Origin of the sequence: Massilia sp. CMS3.1, assembly GCF_051262535.1 — a bacterium.
GTDB lineage: Bacteria > Pseudomonadota > Gammaproteobacteria > Burkholderiales > Burkholderiaceae_D > Telluria.
Genome location: NZ_JBIMES010000001.1, coordinates 673,083 through 694,462 on the forward strand (window position 1 = coordinate 673,083; position 21,380 = coordinate 694,462).

Below are 21,380 nucleotides of genomic sequence, written 5' to 3' on the forward strand. Positions count from 1 at the left end.
CCAATGAGAATTGGAAAAACCGCCGGGTCGCCCCTATAACCAGGGTATCGGCGAACCAGTCGGCATTTTCAGGAGATGGACATGAAACAGGTATTGAACACAGTTGCGCAGCTGCTGACCCAGGCCGCGCGCGGGCGCGCCGAGCAGGTAATCCAGGCGCAGGCGAACGCAGTTGCCCTTGACGACTACCGCGCGAACGCGGGCGGCTGGAACTGAGGCTGCAGTCAGGGTATTAAAAGCAAAATGCCAAGCTCAGAGTTGGCATTTTTTTGATGCAGCCGGCCTTATTCTCAGGCGTTCGCCACGATCAGCCGACTGCCCTGCACTTCGACGATGCGGTAGTCGCCCGCTTCCGGCAGCGCGCCCGGACCAAGTTCCACATCCCACAGCGCGCCCCGGTACATCACGCGTGCGCGGCCCTCGTGCCAGCTGGGGACGGCGACGCGTGCCCCGATGTCGAGATTGACGTTCTGGTCGCGTGTCGGATTCGTCTTGGCTGGCCGGCCGAAGCGGCTGCGGTGCAGGATCGCGGTCGCGCCCAGGCCGACGGCGGCGGCAGTCAAGGTCTGGATCGGCCCGCTCACGCCCAGCAGCGCAGCAATGCCGCCGAAAGCCAGGCCGATGGCGATCATCAGCAAGTAAAAGGTGCCGGTGAACAGTTCGGCGATCACCAGGATCCCCGCCCCCACCAGCCAGTTCATCCAGTCCGACATTGCTGTCTCCTTCCATCAGATTCGGGAACGCGGCGTGGACTCATCCGTTCTTGCGCGGGGTGAGCACTGGGGACGCGCTCGCCGGTGCCTGGCAGGAGCGCGTGCAGCGCCGGTAGGTGTCTTCGCAGTTGGCGTTGCGCCCGATGCGGCGCGCCTGCACGCTCGAGCGCTCATTCGCAAGCGTGGCCGCCGACGGGGTATGCGTTTTCGCGGCAGTGCGTGCCAGCTGATTGCGCTCCTGCATCACGAGCAGGCCATCGCCATCCTCGGCGGCCAGTTGCTGGACGTCGGCCCTGCAGGCACGCCGTTCGCTGTCGCAGACAGACGCACAAAACGACGGCTCGGCGGCCAGGCTGGCGTTTGACACCAGCATCCCGAAAGCAAGCATGAACAGCGCATGGCGCATGAATTTCTCCAGTCAATGTCAAAAAACCCGCGCCAGCGCAGGGTGACGAGGGTTTCCAAAAGTGTAACCCGTTCCCGCGCCGAGTCAAGTTATTTGTTGCCTTTGAGCTATGACCATTGGCATCGTAATGCCCGTACAAGAATCCCGTGCGCCGCACCGGAAATAAAAAAACCCTCGCTGCCGCAAGGCAGGAGGGTTTTTTCGATGCCCTGATGGGCGCGGTACCGGCTTCGCCGATTACATCGCCGCCAGCTTCTGCCAGGTCTCGATGACCGAATCCGGGTTCAGCGACATCGACTCGATGCCCTGCTCCACCAGCCACTGAGCAAATAACGGATTGTCAGAAGGACCCTGGCCGCAGATGCCGATGTACTTGCCCTGTGCCAGGCAAGCCTTGATCGCCAGCGACAGCATGGCTTTCACCGCCGGGTCGCTCTCGTCGAAGTCCGCTGCCAGCAGCGGCATGCCCGAGTCGCGGTCCAGGCCGAGGGTCAGCTGGGTCAGGTCGTTCGAGCCGATCGAGAAGCCGTCGAAGAACTCGAGGAAACGCTCGGCCAGGATCGCATTCGACGGCACTTCGCACATCATGATGACGCGCAGGCCGTTTTCGCCACGCTTCAGGCCATATTTGGCGAGCAGGCCAATGACCTTTTCGGCCTGGCCCAGGGTGCGCACGAAGGGGATCATCAGCTCGACGTTGGTCAGGCCCATCTCTTCGCGCACGCGTTTCATGGCGATGCATTCCATCTCGAAGGCCTCGGCGAAGTCTTCGGCCAGGTAGCGTGCGGCGCCGCGGAAGCCCAGCATCGGGTTCTCTTCGTCCGGCTCGTAGCGCGAACCGCCGATCAGCTTCTTGTACTCGTTCGATTTAAAATCGGACAGGCGCACGATGACCGGTTTTGGCCAGAACGCCGCGGCGATCGTCGCCACGCCTTCGGCCAGTTTGTCGACATAGAAAGCCTTTGGCGATGCGTGGCCGCGCGCGACCGATTCGACCGCTTTCTTCAGGTCGGCGTCGATGTTCGGGTACTCGAGGATCGCCTTCGGGTGCACGCCGATGTTGTTGTTGATGATGAACTCGAGGCGCGCGAGGCCGACGCCGTTGTTCGGCACCGACTGGAAGTCGAAGGCGAGCTGCGGGTTGCCGACGTTGAGCATGATCTTGGTCTTGATCGGTGGCAGTTCGCCACGCGAGACTTCGGTGATCTCGGTTTCCAGCAGGCCGTCGTAGATCTTGCCTTCGTCGCCTTCGGCGCACGAGACCGTGACAAAGGTGCCGTCCTTCAGGATGTCGGTCGCGTCGCCGCAGCCGACAACAGCCGGCACACCGAGCTCGCGCGCGATGATCGCCGCGTGGCAGGTGCGGCCACCGCGGTTCGTGACGATGGCGGAAGCGCGCTTCATGACCGGTTCCCAGTTCGGGTCGGTCATGTCGGCCACCAGCACGTCGCCCGGCTGGACGCGTTCCATGTCGGCCGGGTCGGTAATCACGCGCACTGGACCGGCGCCGATCTTCTGGCCGATCGCGCGGCCGTGGGTCAGCACGGTGCCGGTGCCCTTCAACGAGAAACGCTGCTGGGCGTCGGTCGCTTTTTGCTGGGATTTGACGGTCTCCGGACGCGCCTGCAGGATGAACAGTTTGCCGTCGCGGCCATCCTTGCCCCACTCGATGTCCATCGGACGGCCGTAGTGGTTCTCAATGATGACGGCGTATTTCGCCAGTTCCACGACTTCCGCGTCGGTCAGCGAATAGCGGTTGCGCAGTTCGATCGGCACGTCCACGGTTTTTACGGAACGGCCGGCCTTGGTTTCGCTGGTGAACTCCATCTTGATCAGCTTCGAGCCGATGTTGCGGCGGATGACGGGCGACTTACCCTGCTCGAGCATCGGCTTGTGGACGTAGAACTCGTCCGGATTGACCGCGCCCTGCACCACGGTCTCGCCCAGGCCGTAGCTCGAGGTGATGAAGACAACGTCCTTGAAGCCCGATTCGGTATCGAGCGTGAACATGACGCCGGCGGCGCCCAGGTCCGAGCGCACCATGCGCTGCACGCCGGCCGACAGGGCCACTTCGGCGTGGGTGAAACCTTTATGGACGCGGTACGAAATCGCGCGGTCGTTGTAGAGCGAGGCGAAGACGTGCTTCATCGCTTCCAGCACATTGTCGATGCCGACCACGTTCAGGAAAGTCTCCTGCTGGCCAGCGAAGGACGCGTCCGGCAAGTCTTCGGCGGTGGCCGACGAGCGCACGGCGAAGGACATCTCGGCGACTGAATCGGCCACCAGGCGTTCGTAATAGCTGCGGATCTCTTCTTCCAGGCGCGGCTGGAACGGGGTGTCGATGATCCACTGGCGGATTTCAAGACCAGCGGCGGCGAGCGAACGCACGTCGTCGGTGTCGAGGCCTTCCAGGCGGGTGGCAATGCGCTCGGCTAGCGGAGCGCCGCCGTCGATCGAATGCTCGAGGAAGTCGCGGAAAGCCTGGGCCGTGGTGGCGAAGCCGGTCGGCACACGCACGCCGGCTTCGGCGAGCTGGCTGATCATCTCGCCGAGCGAGGCGTTCTTGCCGCCGACCGATTCGACATCGGTCATACGCAGGTTCTCGAACGGGGCGACGTACACGCTCACGCCTTGTTCGGGGTCTTTCAATGCTGCATTAGACAGGTTAGTCATGGTAAAGCACCTTACTTGAGATAGAAATCTGGTGGCGCGGCCGCTGGTGTTTTCTTGTTATTCTGGTCGCCGTGCAGCACAATGCAAAAAACCGTTGCCGAGCATTCTACCGCGTGTGCCCCAGAATCACATCGCACAACACTCCGAAACCTGACAACATTTGTTAAAAAAATACCATGACAGTTGAAGGCCGCCCTCCGCTCCCCCCGTCCACCCGCACGGTGTTCTTCGTCTCCGACGGAACCGGCATTACCGCCGAGACCTTCGGCCACGCGGTGATGAGCCAGTTCGAGATGCGCTTCCGCCAGATCCGCATTCCCTTCATCGACACGCTCGACAAGGCGAAAGACGCGGCGCGCCGCATCAACGAACACTACGCCGCCGACAATCAGCGACCGATCGTCTTCTCGACGCTGGTCAAGCACGACCTGTCGGGCATCATCCGCGGCTCGAACGGCATGCACATGGATCTGTTCCAGACCTTCGTCGCGCCGCTCGAAATGGAACTCGGCGTGAAATCGACGCACACGATCGGCCGCATCCACAACGTGGTCGACTCCGAGGAATACAAGAACCGCATCGAGGCGATCAACTTCTCGCTCGCGCACGACGACGGCCAGTCGCACAAGAACCTGGCCGAGGCCGATGTGATTCTGGTGGGCGTCTCGCGCTCGGGGAAAACCCCGACCAGCCTGTATCTCGCGATGCAGTACGGGATCAAGGCGGCCAACTATCCGCTCATTCCCGACGACTTCGAGCGCGGCAAGCTGCCCTCCTCGCTGCCGCCGTTCAAACATAAACTGTTCGGCCTGACGATTTCGCCGGAGCGCCTGACCCAGATCCGCGAAGAGCGCCGCGCCGGCAGCAAATACGCCTCGATCGAAAACTGCCGCTACGAGGTGAACGAGGCGGAAATGATGATGAAGCGCGAAGGGATCCGCTGGCTGTCCTCGACCACCAAGTCAATCGAGGAGATTGCGACCACGGTGTTGCAGGAGATCAAGCCGGACCGCCGCGAATACTGAGGGGACCTTGATAAACCTGCTGCGCGTTCGAGCTTCGTCCTGCGGTGCTCGCTGTACAGTCGTACAGCTCCGCGCCTCTGCCATAGCTCCTTGCGCTCGCTACGGTTTCTCAAGGCCCCGATACGCTGGTTGAAAACCGCACCTGCGAGCCAAGCGGTATTCGTTTGTTTCATCCACTGTCCACCTTACCCTGCCCGGCCACGCACCATCGCCAGCACCTGCCCCAGCTTGTCCGTATCCATCGGCTTGACGAAGTGATGCTCGAAGCCGCTCGATTTCGACAGGATGCGGTCGTGCGCCTGGCCGTAGCCGGTGAGCGCGACGAACAGCGCGCTGGCGGTGGCCGGGTCGGCGCGCAGGCGGCGCGCGAGTTCGTAGCCGTCCATCTCGGGCAGGCCGATGTCGAGGATGAAGACCTGGGGCGGGTCCCGGCGTGCTGCCGCCAGCGCCTGCACCGGGTGCGACTCCACGCGTACGCGATGGCCTTGCGCCTCGAGCAGCACCGCGAGCGACTCGGCAGCGTCGATATTGTCGTCGACGATCATGATCCGTACCGGCGCCGTACTGGGCACACCCTCGCGCGCCGCGCCTTCAAACTGATCCTTCACGCCCCGCGCCACCGCCGGCAGGCGAATCGTGAAGGTGCTGCCCGTGCCGGGACCGGCGCTGTCGGCCGTCACCTGGCCGCCATGCAGCGCCACCATCGTCTTGACCAGCGCCAGGCCGATGCCCAGGCCCCCTTGCGCGCGGTCCGGCGTACGCTCGGCCTGGGTGAACAGCTCGAAGATATGCGGCAGCAGGCGCGCGTCGATACCGATGCCGTTGTCGATGACGCTGATGTCGACCCATTCGGCCTCGGCGTGCACCGCGAGCGTGATCTCGCCGCCCTGCGGCGTGTATTTCGCCGCGTTGTTCAGGAGGTTGGCGATCACCTGCACCAGGCGCGTGCGGTCGCCCAGCACGGTCGCTTGCGAAGCGTCCGTGCGCACCGTGAGCGCGTGGTGGCGGACCTCGATCAGGGGCCGGGCCTGCTCGACGGCGTTCGCCACCGCGGCCTTGATATCGACCAGTTCCTTGTCCAGTTCGACCAGCCCGCGCGTGACGCGAGAAACGTCGAGCAGGTCGTCCACCAGCGCCGTCATGTGCCTGACCTGGCGGCTGATGACTTCACTGGCCTTCTTCGTGCGCGCATCGGCAGGGGCGGTCAGGCGCAACATCTCGGCGGCGGTGGCAATCGGCGCGAGAGGATTACGCAGTTCGTGCGCCAGCATGGCGAGGAACTCGTCCTTCTTACGGTTCGATTCGCGCAGTTCGAATTCGGCCTGGTAGCGCTCGGTCACGTCGACCGTCACCCCGCGCATGCGGACCGGCTGGCCGTCGGCGTCGAACTGGACCTTGCCGCGGCTATCCAGCCAGACCTGGCGGCCGTTGTCAGGGCGAATGAAGCGCACCACTTCCTGGTAGGCCCCGGCGCCGCCCAGTGCATCGCGGTGCGCGTCGGCGATCTTGTCGCGGTCGTCCGGGTGGATGTGCTCGCCAACAAGACCCATCCTGCGTGGCGAAAAACCGAGCACGCGGTCGATGTTTTCCGAGTAGGCCAGTTCGCCGCTGTCGAGGTTCCAGTCCCAGACCACCATCTTGGCCGCATCCATGCCGTCGCGCAGGCGTTCGTCGCTTTCGCGCTTGGCCGCTTGTGCTTCGACCGAATCGGTGACGTCGTAGCCCTGCGCGAAAATGCCGATCGTGGTGCCGTACTGGTCCTTGTAGGGCTGGTACACCAGATCGATGTGGCGTTGCACCAGCGGCCCGCCGCGCTCGTATTGGACTTCGAAAGGCATGGCGCGCGTGGACCAGGGCACGCCGGTGCGGTAGACCTGGTCGAGGAATTCCTCGAAACCCTGGCCGGCCACCTCGGGCAGCGCGTCCCATAGCGCTTTACCGACCAGCTCGCGGTGCCCAACCAGCTGGTAATACGCTTCGTTGACCATTTCGAACACGTGCTTCGGCCCCATCAGCACCGCGACGAAACCCGGCGCCTGGTTGAACAGGCTGCGCAGGTGTTCGCGCTCGTTGTTCAGGATGCGCGAGAGCGCCTCGTGCATCTGGGCGCGGTTGAAGTTCTCGGCATTGCTTTCGCCCGGCCGCGTGAGCTGCAGCGTGGCCACTTCCGACTGCTGGTCGAAGCGGTACAGTTCGGTGACGTCGACCGGGTTCTGGAATACCAGGACCGGCTTGCCGTCCTGGTCCAGCACCGGCGTGTGGACGGTGCTCCAGTAGCGTTCCTCGAACCGGGTCCCGTCAGGCGTCGCGACCGGAACCGAATAGCGCACAAAGGCGGTCGTATCGGGCTCGCCCTTGGCCAGCGCGCGCAGCAGCGAGGCCTTCACCTCGCTGACGTCGGTCGCATCCGGATCGTCGGGGTCGGCCGGGAAGGCGTCGAATACATACCGTCCGACGATCTCTTCCTCGGAGCGCCCGACCGAACGCAGGTAGGCGCCGCTGGCCCCGACGATGGTCAGGTCAGGCGACATCACGAGATAGGGATAGGGCGAGGCGCGAAACAGCGCCTGGTAATCGTCGAGGGTCATCATGCGCGCGATTGTCGCACGGATGCCCGCGGCTGACTATCCACCGGGGAGGCAAGGCTCGCTGTCCGCGCCGTGCCGGAAGTGCTGCCGCACCGATCCCACCTGCCCGCAAGCGGCGCCTCATGTAGAATCGGCGGCATACGCATTACTACGGGCAGCGGCACATGGGTTGGCTGAACAAACTGACAGGCGGCGAGAATACGGCCAAGGCGCACGCTGTGGCCGCGGCGGCGCCCGCGCAAGCGCACGACGCGGCGCCGGCCACGAGCGCCGAGGTCGACGCGGTCTGGTACCGCTGGCTGGCGCAGGGGTGCCCGCCGCACGCCACACCGCAGGCCGAGGTGGGCATCCTCGATGAACTGGCGCGCATGGTGCAGTCGCCGGTTGCCGGCGCTGCCCTGGTCCCGCGCGTGCCGGAAATCATCCCGCAGCTGATGCGCACCTTGCAGGGCGACGACATGAACGCCGCCGAACTGTCGCGCCAGCTGGGCCGCGACCCGGTGCTGGTGGTCGAAGTCTACCGCGAGGCAAACCGGCCGGCCTACCTGCCGCGCTATCACAGCGGCCCGCCGATCAACAACATGCAAAGCGCCATCATGCTGCTCGGGCAGAACGGCATGCGCATGCTGCTGGCGCGCGTGGCGTTTCGTCCGATCGTCAGCATGCACAGCGGGCGCCTTGTGAAACGGGTCGGGCCGATTATCTGGCGCCAGTCCGAAAAAACCGCGCTCGGCGCCAGCCTGCTCGCCGCTGGCCTGCATGCGAACGCCTTTGACGCCTATCTCGCCGGACTGATGGAGAACGTGGGACTGGTGGTGGCCTTGCGCCTGGTCGACCAGGCTTGCTGTGACGAGGCCCTGCCCTGGTCCGATCCCTTCATCGCCACCTTGTTCGAGCAGGCGCGCATCCTGTCGGCGCGCATCGCCGCGCTGTGGGAATTCCCGGACGCGGTGGTGGAAGCGATCGGCAGCGCCGGCCAGGTTGACGCCCCCGCGCTGGCACTGGCACTAGCCCTGGGCGACCGCCTGGCCAAGCTGCGCATGCTGGTCGATGCCGGGCAATACGCAACCGGCGATCCTTTCGTCGTCGCCGGGCTGGACGAAGCGGCGCTGTCGGTGCTGGGCAAACTGCACGACGAGGACCAGGATTAGGCCAGCAGGCGCTGCGGATGGCTGTAGACGACATGACGGCCGCCGCGCACGAAGCCGGCCAGCGTCAGGCCCGCACCCTCGGCCATCCGCACCGCCAGCGCCGTTGGCGCGGAAATCGCAGCGAGCAAGCCGAAGCCGGCGCGCGCCGCCTTCTGCACCATCTCGAAGCTGGCGCGGCTGGTCACCACCGCGAAGCCCCCGTCCGGCGCCGTGCCAGAACGCGCCAGTGCTCCGACCAGCTTGTCGAGCGCATTGTGGCGCCCCACGTCCTCGCGCATGCACAGCAAGGCGCCGTCAAGCCCGGCCCAGCCGGCGGCATGCGCCGCGCCGGTTGCCCCGTGCAGCTGCTGGCGCGCCGCCAGCTCGACCATCGCGCGGTGCAAGGCCGCCGCTTCGATACGTTGCGTGCTGCAAGCTGGCTGCGGCGCACACGGGTCCGGCAGGCAGGCGTCCTGCTCGAAGTACTCCAGGCTGTCGACACCGCACAGGCCGCAGCCGGTTTTTCCGAGGCGCGCACTGCGCGTGACCTTCAGGCGCGCCAGCGCGCCTGAAGCGATGCGCAGCGCAATCGCGATCCCCCGCGGCGTGTGTTCGACCTCGATGTCGTAGACGTCGCGCGCCTTGCGCACGATGCGCTCGCCCAAGGTAAAACCGAGCGCGAAGTCTTCCAGGTCGAGCGGCGACGCGAGCATGACGGCGTGCGTGACGCCGTTGTAGCTGAGTGCCACCGGCACCTCGTCGGCCACCAGTTCGCTGCCCTCGTCGGCCGCCTCGCCCGCGCAGCGGATCGCAGCGAGCCGGCGCGTGCCCTCGGGAACCTCATGGCCCCCCATTGCAAGGAAGGGTTCGGCCGCTTTCATGGCGTGCTCCCCTTCTCGACCAGCACGTCGATCGCTTTCGCGGCCGGCACCTTGCTCTCCTTCGCATGGTGCCAGAGCGGAATCAGGGGATTACATTCGGGGAAGTAGCCGGCAATGGTCCCTTCCGGAATATCGTAGGGGACGACGGCCAGGCCTGCCACCTTGCGTTCGACGCCGTCGTCGCTGGCACAGCGCAGCGTGACCAGGTCGCCCTGCGCCAGTGCGCGTTTGGCCATGTCGGCGCGCCCCATGAACACAACCCTGCGGCTGCCGTAGACGCCGCGAAACCGGTCGTCGAAACTGTAGATCGTGGTATTGAACTGGCCGTCGCTGCGCACCGTGAACAGGCGCATCGTCCCCAAGCCGGCTTTCGTGTCCGGGTCGCCCGGCAAGCCCTCCGGCACCGTGAAATTGGCCTTGCCGCTGTCGGTCTTCCACTGCCGCTCAGCGGCGCCGACCGGTTTGCGAAAGCCGCCCGGCGTCCACATGCGCGCATTGAAGTCTTGGAAGATGTCCGGATAGGTTTCTTCGATCGCCGCGCGGATGGTGCCGTAATCGGCCACCCAGGCGTCCCAATCGACACGGGGATTGGGGTTCAGCGTGGCGCGCGCGAGGCCGGCCACGATCGCCGGTTCCGAGCGCAAGTCGTGCGACGCCGGTTCGGCCATCCCGCGCGAGCCGTGGATGCAGGCGGTGCTGTCCTCGACCGTGACGGCCTGCTCGCCCCCCAGCTGGCGGTCGACCTCGATGCGCCCCAGGCAGGGCAGGATATAGGAGGCCTTGCCATGGATGATGTGGTTGCGATTGAGCTTGGTCGAAATCTGGACCGTCAATGGCAGTTCACGCCAGGCCGCTTCCATCAGCGCCGTCTCGGGCACGGCGCGCAGGAAATTCCCGCCCAGAGCGATGAAGGCCGGCACCTCGCGCGCCAGGATCGCTTCGCAAGCCTCGACCGTGTTCATGCCTTTTGTGCGCGGCGGCTCGAACCCGTATTGCTCCTTCAGTTTATCCAGCGGCGCCAGCTCCGGCTTTTCCGTGATACCGACCGTGCGCTGGCCCTGCACGTTCGAGTGGCCGCGCACGGGACACACGCCGGCGCCGGGTTTGCCGATATTCCCGCGCAGGAGCAGCAGATTGACGATCATTGCCACGTTCTGCACGCCATTGCGGTGCTGGGTCAGTCCCATGCCGTAGACGGCCATGACGGCTTTCGCACGCGCATACACCCATGCCGCGCTTTCAAGCGATGCGCGTTTCAAACCCGATTCGCGTTCAATATCGGGCCAGCCGCAAGTGCGTACCGACGCCAGGAAGTCGTCCAGGCCATGCGTGTGCCCGGCCAGGAAAGCAGTATCGAGCACGCGCGCGGCGCCGCCGTCGAGCGCCGCATCGTCGAGCGCCAGGATCGCCTTGCACAGGCCCATCAGCGCGGCCGTGTCGCCGCCGGGCCTGACCTGGTGGTACTGGGTGCTGATGGCCGTCTCCTGCCCGGTCAGCATTTCGCCGGGCGACTGGGGATTGGTGAAACTGACCAGCCCGCGCTCGCGCAAGGGATTGAAGGTGATGATCGGCACGCCGCGCTTGCGCGCGGCCTGCAACTGGTGCAGCATGCGCGGGCTGTTCACGCCCACGTTCTGGCCAAAGAAAAAGATGCAGTCGGTCTGCTCGAAGTCGCCAAGTACCACCGTGCCGACGCCGTCGCCGATCGTCTTTTGCAGCGCTACCGAGGTGCTCTCGTGGCACATGTTGGAGCTGTCGGGCAGGTTGTTGTTACCGTACATGCGCGCCAGCAGGCCATACATGTAGGAGGTTTCGAGCGACGCCCGTCCCGAACTGTAGAACACCACTTGTTCCCGCTTTGCCCCGCGCAAGGCCGCGCCGATCTCTGCAAACGCCGTGTCCCAGGAAAGCGCCCGGTACTTGTCGCTGGCCGCATCCCAGCGCAGCGGCGTGGTCAAGCGGCCCTGGTCTTCCAACTGATGGTCGCTCCAGGCTTCGAGTTGCGTCACCGTGTAGCGCTCGAAAAAATCGGCGCCGATCGTCTTGCTGGTCGTTTCCCAGGCCGTCGCCTTGGCGCCGCTTTCGCAGAACTCGAAAGGGTGCGGGTTGGCCGGTTTGGCCCAGGCGCAGCTGACGCAGGCAAAGCCGTCCGACTTGTTCTGCTTCAGGAGCAGCCCGCTGTCTTTGAGCGCCGCGCGCTGCTCGAACAAGATGTGGGCGACCTCCCCCACCGAGCCCCAGCCGCCGGCAGGCATCGATGCCGGCTTGATACGTAGATTGTCGGAATCGCTGCTCATGCTGCCCCCTCGCTAACGGATAATGCACCCTAGCCCTGGGCGCACAAGGATTCTGTGCGCTTGCGCACGCAGTAGGATGACGCACCCCGCGCGGCGGGTCAGAGCCGGGTCAGTCCCCACCCTTCCCCGCAGGCGGCACGGGCCGGCCAATCTGGCTATACTGCCGCCATGCGCATACAGCTGTTTTCCGACCTCCACCTCGAACGCTATCCGGCTTTTCAGCCCGAGATCGCCCCCGGCATCGACGTCGTCGTCCTGGCCGGCGACATCGGTTCCTATCAACCCGGCTCGCGCCTGACCGGTACCGACTTCGGCCTCGAACGCTTCGCGCCCGCGCTCGGCGTGACGAAGGCACAGGTCCTGTTCATCCCCGGGAACCACGAATTCGACGGCCTGGACTTCAACGTCACCTATGAACGGCTGCGCGCCACCTGCGCGCGCCTGGGGATTGTCTGGCTCGACCGGGAGACGGTCGTCATTGATCACGTACGTTTTGTCGGCACCACGCTGTGGTCCGATTTCGACGCCCTGGCAAGCGGGCACGAACTGACGAAGCAGCTGCAGCTGCGCGACAAGGCGATCCGCGCCGCCAACTATTACCTCAGCAAGAACACGACCTTGCGACATGGCGAACCGGTGCTGGCCGACGGCTGGCGCGCGATGGCGCTCGACTGTCAGGCCTGGCTGCGCGCGGCACTGGCCGAGCCGTTCGACGGGGTCACGGTCGCCGTCACCCACTTCGCGCCCAGCTTGAAAAGCGCCGACCCGCGCTATGGCGTCACGCCCGGCACGGCCGGCTTTTGCAATTCGCTCGACGCGCTGTTACCCCTGGCCGGTCTCTGGATGCACGGCCACCTGCACTGCCTGAACGATTACGTGGCCACAGGCGTCGAGAACGGACGCCCCTGGTCGTGCCGCGTCGTCGCCAATCCGCTGGGCTACCTGAGCAAGGGCGAGCAGGAAGGCTTCCGGCCGGGACTGGTCATCAGCCTCTGAGGCGCGCTCGTTCCATCGGGAAGCGGCACCCTGTATCGCCTTGGCGCGGGCCCGGCACGCGCCGTCGAATTCGTCACTGTCGACGCGGCCGAGGGCCAGGCAAGCTACCGGATCGTCGACCTGGCGGGTGCAATGCCATCCTGATCGTTCAGAACGTCATTTCCAGCGTGGTGCGCAGCGACACCCCGCGCGGGTACCGCCAGGTGCGCGTCTCGACCCCGCTGACCGGGTCCGAGTAGCTCGGTCCGAATTCGTCGTCCTGCTCCAGCAGGTTCGACGCCGCCACCCGCAACTGGAGCGCCGGATTGAACGCCCACAGCGCATAGGCGTCCAGATCGCTGCGCGAAGACCTGTCGAACCCGCGGTTCACAGTGACCCGCACCGGGCGGCCACGGCGGTGCGCCAGGCTGGCGCCCGTCGTCAGCGCGCCCGCCTTGTAGTCGACGCCCAAGTTCGCCCCAGCGCCAGCAGATGGCCGCCGTCGATGGTGCGAGTCGCCTTGCCGGTCGAGTTGACGCCCCTGGCGTGGGTATCGGCGAGCATGCTGCCGTCCGTCTCCGGCCTGCCATCGGCATCGACACCGAATCGGTCCACGTAGGACTTGCGCGATGACCATTCGGCCCCGAATTTCGCGTCGAGCTGGCTGCCGGACGCCGTCTTGCGCTGCCAGCGCAGGTCCGACTTGAGCAAGCCGTCGTCGAACTCGCCGAAGATGAGCAGGTCGGGCACCCGCGGCGCCCGGCCGATCGGGGTCGCTACCCTGATATGGTCGTCGTTGCGAAAGCTGCTGCCGGTGCCCAGGGTTTCCCAGGCGACGGTGTCGCCGTTCGCCAGGGTCCAGTTGAAGCGCGGGCCGAGGTTGAGCCGGTTCACGCGGCCCTGTTCTGCCAGGGTCGTGATGCGGCGCAGGTCGAGGACACCATCCGGGCGCCGGTTCTCCTCGAGCCCGCTCGACTCGCGCGACATGCTGTCATGGTTGCCGCTGGCCGTGACCGCCCACGAAGACGCTTCGCCCCGGTCGCCGGCCTCGAGGTTGAAAGTCGGCCCCCAAAAGGCGCTTGACGCCAGGTAGCCCAGCTTGGCCTCGCGCTGGCGCTTGCGCGCCGCTTTGCGCAGCACAATGTTGATGGTGCCGGCCACCGCCTCGGTGGAGAACTCGGCGGTCGCCACGCGCAGCACTTCGATGCGCTCGATCTGCTCGGGCGCCAGGCTCTCGAGCGCAAAGCCCGCGGGAGTGCGCTCGCCATTCACCAGAATCTGGGTGTAGCCGCCGCCCAGGCCGCGCATCAGGACCTCGATGCTGCGGCCCGATCCGCTGGTGATCGCGACGCCAGGAATGCGCTTGAAGACGTCGGCCAGCTGGGTGTCGCCGTAACGCGCGATTTCCTCGCGTCCAACGACGATGCGCGCGGCGGTGTCGTCCCTGCGCGGATCGTAGCTGGCCGAACCTTTCACCTCTACCTGGGCGATGGGACCGTCCGGCGCGGACTGCTGGGCAGCTACCTGGGCCGACAGCGCGGCGAGGAGCATGGCCAAATGACGACGGTTCAGCAAGGGCATGTTCTACTCTCCAGAAATAGTTATACGCGTTGTGCGAACAACTATATTCCAAATTGTAGTAATTAATAAAAGATAATTGGAATAATTTATTGCTATATACTAGCAATTTTTAATTCCACCTGCCCACATACCCGGATTATTCAGCGTGCCAGCGCCGAACGCTCTTCCAGCGTCAGGACGCGCGGCGGTCGCACCGGTGCGCCGGAGGCATCAAAGAAGGGGTTGTCGCGGTAGCCGCCACCGATGCGCGCCCTGACCAGCATGGCGCCGATCGCGGCCACGGCAAGCACCGTCGCCACAGGCCTCGCCGTCGTCGGCCCGCAGGCCGATCCACGGTTCGCGGTAATGTGCGAGCGCCCGAGCTGTCGGTCGAGCTCCTCGGCCGGCGCATCGAGGCAGGTGCGCACCAGGCCCAGGTAGGACATCCGGGAATTGCGCGGGGTCGTTCCAACCGGCGTATTGCAACACGCCGCATACCAGCGGTAGAGTCCTTTCGGGCCGAGCGACATGCAGGCCAGGTGTTCGAGGCCTGCGGTGAAGCGCACCGCGCCCGGCAGCGTCGCTTCCACCTCGGTGCCGCCCGACGCGTCGAGCACCCTGTCCTCGGCTTTCAGGAAGCGCGCAAACGCCTGGCAGTCCTTGCAATAACAAACCGCGCGCGCCGCGACGCGCCGTGCGTCCACTTCCCCCTGCAGCTTGCCGCAACGGCAGCGCAATTGAAGACTCATTACCCCCCCCAAAAAAGTAGGTTTAAAGAAGTAAGACTGCCTGCAGACACGCGGCGTAACGGGGGCTCGAGAAACCGTAGCGAGCGGAAGTAGTTTTGTCCGAGAAGCGCAGCTGTACGCATGTACAGCGAGCATCGCAGGGAAAAAATACGACGCGCAGTAGCTTGATCGAGGCCCCTAAGTTAGAAGAAGTGGCGCCAGTCTTCCAGCCAGCCTGGGAAGGCACTGGCTTCCATCGGATTGGCGATGTGGTAACCCTGCGCATAGGTGCAGCCCAGGCCTTGCAGGAAATCCCAATCCTGGCGCGTCTCGACGCCGACCGCCACCGACATCCGGTCCAGGCTGTGCGCGAGCGTCAGGCAGGAGCGCAGCACGGTGCCGAGCGGGCGCCGCTTCGAGGCGCCGTCGACGAAACTGCGGTCGATCTTCAGCTCCGAGAACGGGATGCGCGCCAGCAGTTGCAGGTTCGAGCGTCCGGTGCCGTAATCGTCGATCGCCAGGCCAAAACCCATCATCCGCAGGCGCACCAGGCGCTCGATGAAGTTGGGGTCGGTGTTCAGCACCGATGACTCGGGCATCTCGAAGGTGATGTAGTCGGGCAGGACCGCGTGCCGTCCCAGGCAGGCCGTAATCTGGCGGATGAACGCCGGATGCGCCAGCGTCTCGGGGGCCAGGTTGATCGAGATCGAGATCGGCGTGCCCTGGTCGTGCAGCCAGCGACAGCGCTCGACCGACAGCTCGATCATGCTCCAGTCGAGGAAATCGATGCGGTTGTTCTGCACCAGGGCGTCGATGAAGGCGGACGGACCCAGCAGGCCATACTCCGGATGGTTCCAGCGTGCGAAGGCCTCCAGGCCCTTCACCTGGCCTGTGGCCAGCTCGATCTTCGGCTGGAAGAAGGGTTCGAACTGGCGCTTTTGCAGGCCGTTGCCGATCTCGGCGAATTCGAAGCGCGGCGCGTTGTCGACCGTCGGCGGGCTGGGGGCCGGCGCGTAGTTGTCGATCAGGGGTTTGAGCTTGGCGGCGGTGACGGGCTTGGCCACCGATCCGAGCAGGTCGATGCCGTAGACCTGGGCCAGCGTCTCGACCGAGAACAGCAGGTTCGGCGGCTGGGCGCCGGTGACGATCAGGCTGATGCCGGAATCGAGTGTGGCCAGGTTGCGGATCAGTTCCAGACCGTCCATGCCGGGCAGCGCGAGGTCGATGACGGCGATATGTACGCGCGGCGTGAAGCTGGCCTGGAAGGTGCGCAGCGCCATATGCCCGTCGGGCACGTCGGTGACGCGGCTGGCGCCGAGGCGCCCCAGCATCTCGACGGTTGCGGCACGCTGGGCGCTATCGGCTTCGGCTACCAGGAAATGCAAATGCGCGATGTCCATCTCTGCTCCACGAATGATTAGCCGGAGCTTACCCTACCGGCGGCAATGCCGTCCATCACCCTCGCTGGCGCAACTGCTCGAAGAAGCAGATGGCCGCCGCCGCGGCCACGTTCAGCGACTCGACCTGGCCCGCATGCGGGATCACCACCTGGTGCGTGGCGCGCTCCATCAGTTCGGCCGCCACGCCCTGCCCTTCATGGCCCAGCAGCCAGGCGACCGGGCCGCGCAGGTCGACCTCATACAGCTTTTGATCGGCATAGCCGCTCATCGCCAGCACCGACATACGGGAGTTGTCGATCAGGGCCTTCAAATCGACGTTCTCGAAGATCTCGAGCACGAAGTGCGCGCCCATCGCCGCACGCAGCACCTTCGGCGACCAGCAGAAGGCCGTGCCGGCGCTGCAAAACACCTGGGTGATGCCGGCCGCACCGGCGCTGCGCAGGATCGAACCGACATTGCCCGGGTCCTGCACACCGTCGAGCAGCACGCTTGACACGCTCAAGCCCTGCGGCTGCACGGGCGATGGCGTGTCGACCAGGAACAGCAGGTTGACGCCGTGTTCGACCTGGCTGACGGCGCCGAACAACGCATCCGGCAAGGCCGTCACATGGGCGTGCAGGCTTTCGCAACGCGCGACGATCTCGATGACCTCGGGGTTGTGCAAGGCGCCTTCGGACACCACGCAGTGGCCTGGCGCGCCGCGCAGCGCCAACCAGGACTGGCACAAATGCACGCCGTCGAGCAGCGTGCGCCCGGCACGGCGCCGCGCCTGCGAGCTGGCGGCCAGCGCCTTGAGTTCCTTGTAGAAGGAATTGTCGCGCGAGGTGACCGACTTCATGCGGGCAGTACCTCGCCGAAGGCGTCGTCGGGCATGGGGGCGGCGAACAGGTCGACCTGCAGCAGATTGCGCACCGGCGCGAACGAGCGGCGGTGCACCGGCGAAGGGCCGTGCAGGCGCAGGCGCTCCAGGTGCAGCGCGGTCGAATAGCCCTTGTGCTGGTCGAAGCAGTACTGCGGGTACTGCACGTGCAGGCGCACCAGTTCCGCGTCGCGTGCGGTCTTGGCCAGGATCGAGGCGGCCGAGATCGCATGGCACTTGTCGTCGCCCTCGATGACGGCGTGGGCGCGAATGTCCATCGGCGGGCAGCGGTTGCCGTCGATCAGGGCGAGCGTCGGGATCATGTGCAAGGCTTCGACCGCGCGCCGCATCGCCAGCATGGTGGCGTGCAGGATGTTGAGGGAGTCGATTTCCTCGCACGAGGCTTGGCAAATAGCCCAGGCCAGCGCGTATTCGCGAATCTGCGGCGCCAGCTCGTCGCGCCGTGCTTCGCTCAGCTTTTTCGAGTCGCGCAAACCCTCGATCGGGCGTTTCGGGTCGAGGATGACGGCCGCGGCGTACACCGGCCCGGCCAGCGGGCCGCGGCCCGCCTCATCGACGCCGCAGACGATGTCGAGGTCGGTAAACGGGCGCAGCCGCGGCGGCAGGCCGGGATAGAAATTGACGCGTTTTTTGCTCATGGTGCTTTACTCGTTATTGACCGATGACCCGCAGGACGGCCTGCGCACTCTCCTGGGCACTGTTGCGCAGGAGGCTGTGGTGCATGTCGGTGAAGCGTGCCGCCAGCTTATCGCGCAGGGGCGTATCGTTCAACTGCTGCCAGACGGCATCAGCCAGCGCCTCGGGCGTCACCGCGTGCTGCAGCAGTTCCGGCACCAGGAATTCGCGCGCCAGGATGTTCGGCAAACCAATCCAGGGCTGGTAGCCCATGTGGCGCATGATTTCCCAGGATGCGCGCATGACCTTGTAGGCGATCACCATCGGCTTCTTGAACAGCGCCACCTCCAGCGTCGCCGTGCCCGATGCTACCAGCACGGCGTCGGCGGCCGCAATGGCGGTGTGCGAATCGTCGACCAGTGTCACATCGATGCCGCCCAGTCCCGCCTGCGCCACGATCTCGTTGAAGTAGGCGCGCTGCTTCTCTCCCGCCACCGGCACCACGAAGATCAAGCCCGGATCGCGTGCGGCAAGCAGGCCTGCCGCGCGTACGAAGGGCTCGGCCAGGTATTTCAGTTCGCCCATGCGGCTGCCCGGCATGACGGTGACGACGCGCGCACCCGGCGCAATGCCCAGCGCGGCGCGTGCCGCCGCCACGTCCGGCACCAGCGGGATCGTTTCCGCCAGCGGATGGCCGATATACGTCACCGGCACGCCGGCATTCTTGTAGATCTGCTCTTCGAACGGGAAAATCACCAGCATGTGCGACACCGCGCGCTGGATCTTCTTGATGCGCCCGCCGCGCCAGGCCCAGATCTGCGGGCCGATAAAGTGCACGGTCGGGATCCCGCTTGCCCTCAGCTGTTCTTCCAGCCCGAGGTTAAAGCCCGGATAGTCGGCGCCGATGAAGGCGGCCGGGCGTTCTTCCAGCAAACGGTCGCGCAGGCGGTTCTGGATACCCTTGATCTCGCGGTAGCGCGGGATGATCTCGAAGATGCCGCGTACGGTCAGGGTCTCGATCGGGACGTCCGACACGAAACCCTGCTCCATCATGCGCGGACCGCCGATGCCGTGGAAACGCGCGTCAGGGAGATGGGGGCGCAGCCCGGCCAGCAGCCGTGCGGCGAGCATGTCGCCGGACACCTCGCCGGCGACCAGGGCCAGGGAAATATCAGCGGACGATGCCACGGGTGGCGGCGCCCAGGAAGTCGCGCATGGCGCGGATGTCGAGTGCCGCTTCCGGCATCGCTTCTTCTTCGCGCGCCAGGGCGGCCTTGGCTTCTTCCAGCGTCAGGTTCGAGCGATAAATGTGCTTGTAGGCGGCGCGGATGCCGTCGATTTGCGCGCGCGTGAAGCCGCGGCGCTTGAGGCCCTCGATGTTCACGCCGCGTGCGCCGGCCGGATTACCCGACACCAGCACGAACGGCGGCACATCCTGCGTCAGGCTGGTGTACATGCCGATAAAGGCGTGCGCGCCGATCTTGCAGAACTGGTGCACACCGGCGTAGCCGGACAGGATCGCATGGTCGCCCACATGCACGTGGCCTGCCAACTGCGCGTTGTTCGAGAAGATCGTGTGGCTGCCGACCTGGCAATCGTGCGCCAGGTGCACGTAGGCCGAAATCCAGTTGTCGTCGCCCAGGCGCGTCACGCCTTCATCCTGTGCGGTGCCCAGGTTGAAGGTGACGAACTCGCGCACCGTGTTGCCGTCGCCGATTTGCAGGCGGGTCGGCTCGCCCTTCCACTTCTTGTCCTGGGGCGGCGCGCCGATGGAGCAGAACTGGAAGAACTTGTTGTCCTTGCCGATCGTCGTATGGCCGTCGATGACAACGTGCGGACCGACCACGGTGCCGGCATCGATGCGCACGTGCGCGCCGACGATCGAATACGGGCCGACTTCGACCGAGCTGTCGAGTTCAGCCTTCGGATCGACGATCGCGGTCGAATGAATCTTGCTCATTACTGCCCCGCTGCGCTCTCGTTGGCGCGGATCGTGCACATCAGGTCGCCCTCGACGGCGATCTTGCCGTCGACGCTGGCGGTCGCCTTGTACTTCCAGATGCCGCGCGAGACGCGCACGATCTCGACGTCCATGACCAGCTGGTCTCCCGGCTCGACCGGACGTTTGAAGCGCGCGTTGTCGATGCCCACGAAATACACGACCGAGTTCTCGTCCGGCTTCACGTCCATCGTCATGAACGACAGGATGGCAGCAGTTTGCGCCATCGCCTCGATCATCAGGACGCCCGGCATGACCGGCTTGTGCGGGAAGTGGCCGTTGAAGAACTCTTCGTTGACGGTCACGTTCTTGATGGCGGTGATGCGCTTGCCCACTTCGACGTCGAGCACGCGATCGACCAGCAGCAGCGGATAGCGGTGCGGCAGGTATTCCTTGATTTCGTTGATGTTGAGGGTGCGTTTTTCGGTGTTGGTGGTCATTTTGGTTCTGTGATCGCTTTCATTGTTTTCTCTAAGGCGCGGATCTTGTCGCGCATCGTATTCAGGTTGCGCACGATCGCCGCCGACTTCTCCCATTCCGCGTTTTTCGCGAGCGGATAAAAGCCCGTGTACTGGCCCGGTTCCAGCACCGAGCGCGAGACCATGCTGCCCGACGAGATGTGCACGTTGTCGGCGATCTCGAGGTGCCCGAGCACCATCGCGGCGCCGCCGAAGGTGCAGCGGCTGCCGATCTTCGCGCTGCCGGCAACGCCGACGCAGCCGGCCATCGCCGTATGCTTGCCGATGTGGCAGTTGTGGCCGATCTGGATCTGGTTGTCCAGCTTGACGCCGTCTTCGATGACCGTGTCGGCCAGCGCGCCGCGGTCGATCGACGTGTTCGAGCCGATGTCGACGTCGTCGCCGATCACCACGCGGCCGGTCTGGGGAATCTTGATGTACACCCCCGCATCATTGGCAAAGCCGAAGCCGTCGCCGCCGATCACCGCGCCCGAGTGGACGATGCCGCGCGCGCCGATGACGCATGCGCGGTGGAAGGTGACGTTCGCAAAGAAGTGCGTGCCCTCGCCGACCACGGCCTGTCTGCCGATGAAGCAGCCGTGATCGATGACGGCGCCGGCTTTGACAATGACGCCCGCTTCGACCGTCACATGGGGCCCGATATGGGCCGACGCATCGATCTGCGCCGACGGATCGACGACCGCGCTCGGGTGGATGCCCGGGGCGGGTGCGGCTTCTTCCAGCGACACGAAATACTGCGCGGCGCGGGCAAACCAGGCGTAGGGGTTGGTGGTGACGATGCGCGCGCCCGTATAGGTGGCGGCGACCGACGGGTCGTCCAGCGGCGAGAGGATCAGGGCCGCGGCTTCGCTTTGCGCTGCCAGCGCGCGCAGCTTGCTGTTGGAGAGGAAGCTGATCTGGGTGGGACCGGCGCTGTCGAGCGGCGCAATAGACGCAACGGTGAGGCCGGGATCGCCCGTCAGCTGGCCGCCGAAACGCTCGACCAGGTCGCCGAGGCGTACGCCCGGCTGGGAGTGTTCGCGATGTTCCAA

Annotated in this window: 20 protein-coding genes; 4 read left to right on the plus strand and 16 right to left on the minus strand. The window is 65.3% G+C overall.

Features of this window, described 5'->3' with window-relative positions; translation table 11 throughout:
• Positions 1-81 precede the first annotated feature (81 nt).
• Positions 82-216 (plus strand): hypothetical protein, encoded by a 135-nt coding sequence (locus ACHAC9_RS03015; RefSeq protein ID WP_435756986.1) that lies wholly within the window; start codon positions 82-84, stop codon positions 214-216.
• A 74-nt stretch (positions 217-290) separates the two neighbouring features.
• On the opposite strand, the gene ACHAC9_RS03020 is transcribed toward ACHAC9_RS03015, so the two are convergent.
• The 3 genes from ACHAC9_RS03020 to ppsA form a co-directional block, all read right to left on the minus strand.
• Positions 291-713: an NfeD family protein gene (locus ACHAC9_RS03020; RefSeq protein WP_435756988.1), complete on the minus strand. Its 423-nt coding sequence runs from the start codon at positions 711-713 to the stop codon at positions 291-293.
• A gap of 40 nt (positions 714-753) precedes the next feature.
• Positions 754-1,119 (minus strand): hypothetical protein, encoded by a 366-nt coding sequence (locus ACHAC9_RS03025; protein ID WP_435756990.1) that lies wholly within the window; start codon positions 1,117-1,119, stop codon positions 754-756.
• 237 nt (positions 1,120-1,356) lie between these two features.
• Positions 1,357-3,711, minus strand: a complete 2,355-nt coding sequence (gene ppsA / locus ACHAC9_RS03030) for a phosphoenolpyruvate synthase (protein ID WP_435757241.1) — start codon at positions 3,709-3,711, stop codon at positions 1,357-1,359.
• Between the two features lie 257 nt (positions 3,712-3,968).
• Between ppsA and ppsR the strand changes: the two genes are divergently transcribed.
• The gene (ppsR, locus tag ACHAC9_RS03035) at positions 3,969-4,817 is read left to right on the plus strand and encodes a posphoenolpyruvate synthetase regulatory kinase/phosphorylase PpsR (RefSeq protein ID WP_435756992.1); all 849 of its coding nucleotides are present in this window, start codon (positions 3,969-3,971) and stop codon (positions 4,815-4,817) included.
• A gap of 185 nt (positions 4,818-5,002) precedes the next feature.
• On the opposite strand, the gene ACHAC9_RS03040 is transcribed toward ppsR, so the two are convergent.
• On the minus strand, positions 5,003-7,408 hold the full coding sequence (locus ACHAC9_RS03040) for an ATP-binding protein (RefSeq protein ID WP_435756994.1): 2,406 nt from the start codon (positions 7,406-7,408) through the stop codon (positions 5,003-5,005).
• A 161-nt stretch (positions 7,409-7,569) separates the two neighbouring features.
• Between ACHAC9_RS03040 and ACHAC9_RS03045 the strand changes: the two genes are divergently transcribed.
• Entirely contained in the window at positions 7,570-8,556 is a 987-nt protein-coding gene (locus ACHAC9_RS03045) for an HDOD domain-containing protein (protein ID WP_435756996.1), read from the plus strand.
• Here ACHAC9_RS03045 and fdhD read toward each other — a convergent pair.
• Together fdhD and ACHAC9_RS03055 are read right to left on the minus strand one after the other, a co-directional pair.
• The gene (gene fdhD / locus ACHAC9_RS03050) at positions 8,553-9,416 is read right to left on the minus strand and encodes a formate dehydrogenase accessory sulfurtransferase FdhD (RefSeq protein WP_435756998.1); all 864 of its coding nucleotides are present in this window, start codon (positions 9,414-9,416) and stop codon (positions 8,553-8,555) included. The two genes, ACHAC9_RS03045 and fdhD, sit on opposite strands and share 4 nt — an antisense overlap.
• Positions 9,413-11,713: an FdhF/YdeP family oxidoreductase gene (locus ACHAC9_RS03055; protein ID WP_435757000.1), complete on the minus strand. Its 2,301-nt coding sequence runs from the start codon at positions 11,711-11,713 to the stop codon at positions 9,413-9,415. The genes fdhD and ACHAC9_RS03055 overlap by 4 nt, the downstream gene beginning before the upstream one ends.
• 168 nt (positions 11,714-11,881) lie before the next feature.
• Between ACHAC9_RS03055 and ACHAC9_RS03060 the strand changes: the two genes are divergently transcribed.
• Complete coding sequence (locus ACHAC9_RS03060; protein ID WP_435757002.1) at positions 11,882-12,709, plus strand: metallophosphoesterase; 828 nt, start codon at positions 11,882-11,884, stop codon at positions 12,707-12,709.
• Positions 12,710-12,857: 148 nt separating this feature from the next.
• On the opposite strand, the gene ACHAC9_RS03065 is transcribed toward ACHAC9_RS03060, so the two are convergent.
• The 10 genes from ACHAC9_RS03065 to lpxD all read right to left on the minus strand — a co-directional run bounded on the left by ACHAC9_RS03065 (position 12,858) and on the right by lpxD (position 21,380).
• Entirely contained in the window at positions 12,858-13,160 is a 303-nt protein-coding gene (locus ACHAC9_RS03065) for a hypothetical protein (protein WP_435757004.1), read from the minus strand.
• A complete protein-coding gene (locus ACHAC9_RS03070) occupies positions 13,130-14,269 on the minus strand; it encodes a TonB-dependent receptor plug domain-containing protein (RefSeq protein ID WP_435757006.1) in 1,140 nt (379 codons plus the stop codon). Before ACHAC9_RS03070 ends, ACHAC9_RS03065 begins: the two co-directional genes overlap by 31 nt.
• A 140-nt stretch (positions 14,270-14,409) precedes the next feature.
• Entirely contained in the window at positions 14,410-14,997 is a 588-nt protein-coding gene (locus ACHAC9_RS03075) for a DUF6151 family protein (protein WP_435757008.1), read from the minus strand.
• 182 nt (positions 14,998-15,179) lie between these two features.
• Positions 15,180-16,376 carry an EAL domain-containing response regulator gene (locus tag ACHAC9_RS03080; RefSeq protein WP_435757010.1) on the minus strand — a complete coding sequence of 399 codons (1,197 nt, stop codon included), beginning with the start codon at positions 16,374-16,376 and terminating at the stop codon, positions 15,180-15,182.
• Between the two features lie 55 nt (positions 16,377-16,431).
• Positions 16,432-17,214: a TrmH family RNA methyltransferase gene (locus ACHAC9_RS03085; protein ID WP_435757012.1), complete on the minus strand. Its 783-nt coding sequence runs from the start codon at positions 17,212-17,214 to the stop codon at positions 16,432-16,434.
• On the minus strand, positions 17,211-17,894 hold the full coding sequence (gene rnhB / locus ACHAC9_RS03090; RefSeq protein ID WP_435757014.1) for a ribonuclease HII: 684 nt from the start codon (positions 17,892-17,894) through the stop codon (positions 17,211-17,213). Before rnhB ends, ACHAC9_RS03085 begins: the two co-directional genes overlap by 4 nt.
• A gap of 13 nt (positions 17,895-17,907) precedes the next feature.
• Entirely contained in the window at positions 17,908-19,059 is a 1,152-nt protein-coding gene (lpxB, locus tag ACHAC9_RS03095) for a lipid-A-disaccharide synthase (protein ID WP_435757016.1), read from the minus strand.
• Positions 19,043-19,831 carry an acyl-ACP--UDP-N-acetylglucosamine O-acyltransferase gene (lpxA, locus tag ACHAC9_RS03100; RefSeq protein WP_435757018.1) on the minus strand — a complete coding sequence of 263 codons (789 nt, stop codon included), beginning with the start codon at positions 19,829-19,831 and terminating at the stop codon, positions 19,043-19,045. Before lpxA ends, lpxB begins: the two co-directional genes overlap by 17 nt.
• Entirely contained in the window at positions 19,831-20,310 is a 480-nt protein-coding gene (gene fabZ / locus ACHAC9_RS03105) for a 3-hydroxyacyl-ACP dehydratase FabZ (protein ID WP_435757020.1), read from the minus strand. Before fabZ ends, lpxA begins: the two co-directional genes overlap by 1 nt.
• Complete coding sequence (lpxD, locus tag ACHAC9_RS03110; protein WP_435757022.1) at positions 20,307-21,380, minus strand: UDP-3-O-(3-hydroxymyristoyl)glucosamine N-acyltransferase; 1,074 nt, start codon at positions 21,378-21,380, stop codon at positions 20,307-20,309. Before lpxD ends, fabZ begins: the two co-directional genes overlap by 4 nt.

Bases quoted from the DNA above. Each gene is read 5' to 3' on its own strand.
- ACHAC9_RS03015 (WP_435756986.1), top strand. From the start codon at position 82: ATGAAACAGGTATTGAACACAGTTGCGCAGCTGCTGACCCAGGCCGCG.
- ACHAC9_RS03020 (WP_435756988.1), bottom strand. From the start codon at position 713: ATGTCGGACTGGATGAACTGGCTGGTGGGGGCGGGGATCCTGGTGATC.
- ACHAC9_RS03025 (WP_435756990.1), bottom strand. From the start codon at position 1,119: ATGCGCCATGCGCTGTTCATGCTTGCTTTCGGGATGCTGGTGTCAAAC.
- ppsA (WP_435757241.1), bottom strand. From the start codon at position 3,711: ATGACCGATGTCGAATCGGTCGGCGGCAAGAACGCCTCGCTCGGCGAG.
- ppsR (WP_435756992.1), top strand. From the start codon at position 3,969: ATGACAGTTGAAGGCCGCCCTCCGCTCCCCCCGTCCACCCGCACGGTG.
- ACHAC9_RS03040 (WP_435756994.1), bottom strand. From the start codon at position 7,408: ATGATGACCCTCGACGATTACCAGGCGCTGTTTCGCGCCTCGCCCTAT.
- ACHAC9_RS03045 (WP_435756996.1), top strand. From the start codon at position 7,570: ATGGGTTGGCTGAACAAACTGACAGGCGGCGAGAATACGGCCAAGGCG.
- fdhD (WP_435756998.1), bottom strand. From the start codon at position 9,416: ATGAAAGCGGCCGAACCCTTCCTTGCAATGGGGGGCCATGAGGTTCCC.
- ACHAC9_RS03055 (WP_435757000.1), bottom strand. From the start codon at position 11,713: ATGAGCAGCGATTCCGACAATCTACGTATCAAGCCGGCATCGATGCCT.
- ACHAC9_RS03060 (WP_435757002.1), top strand. From the start codon at position 11,882: ATGCGCATACAGCTGTTTTCCGACCTCCACCTCGAACGCTATCCGGCT.
- ACHAC9_RS03070 (WP_435757006.1), bottom strand. From the start codon at position 14,269: ATGCCCTTGCTGAACCGTCGTCATTTGGCCATGCTCCTCGCCGCGCTG.
- ACHAC9_RS03075 (WP_435757008.1), bottom strand. From the start codon at position 14,997: ATGAGTCTTCAATTGCGCTGCCGTTGCGGCAAGCTGCAGGGGGAAGTG.
- ACHAC9_RS03080 (WP_435757010.1), bottom strand. From the start codon at position 16,376: ATGGACATCGCGCATTTGCATTTCCTGGTAGCCGAAGCCGATAGCGCC.
- ACHAC9_RS03085 (WP_435757012.1), bottom strand. From the start codon at position 17,214: ATGAAGTCGGTCACCTCGCGCGACAATTCCTTCTACAAGGAACTCAAG.
- rnhB (WP_435757014.1), bottom strand. From the start codon at position 17,894: ATGAGCAAAAAACGCGTCAATTTCTATCCCGGCCTGCCGCCGCGGCTG.
- lpxA (WP_435757018.1), bottom strand. From the start codon at position 19,831: ATGAGCAAGATTCATTCGACCGCGATCGTCGATCCGAAGGCTGAACTC.
- fabZ (WP_435757020.1), bottom strand. From the start codon at position 20,310: ATGACCACCAACACCGAAAAACGCACCCTCAACATCAACGAAATCAAG.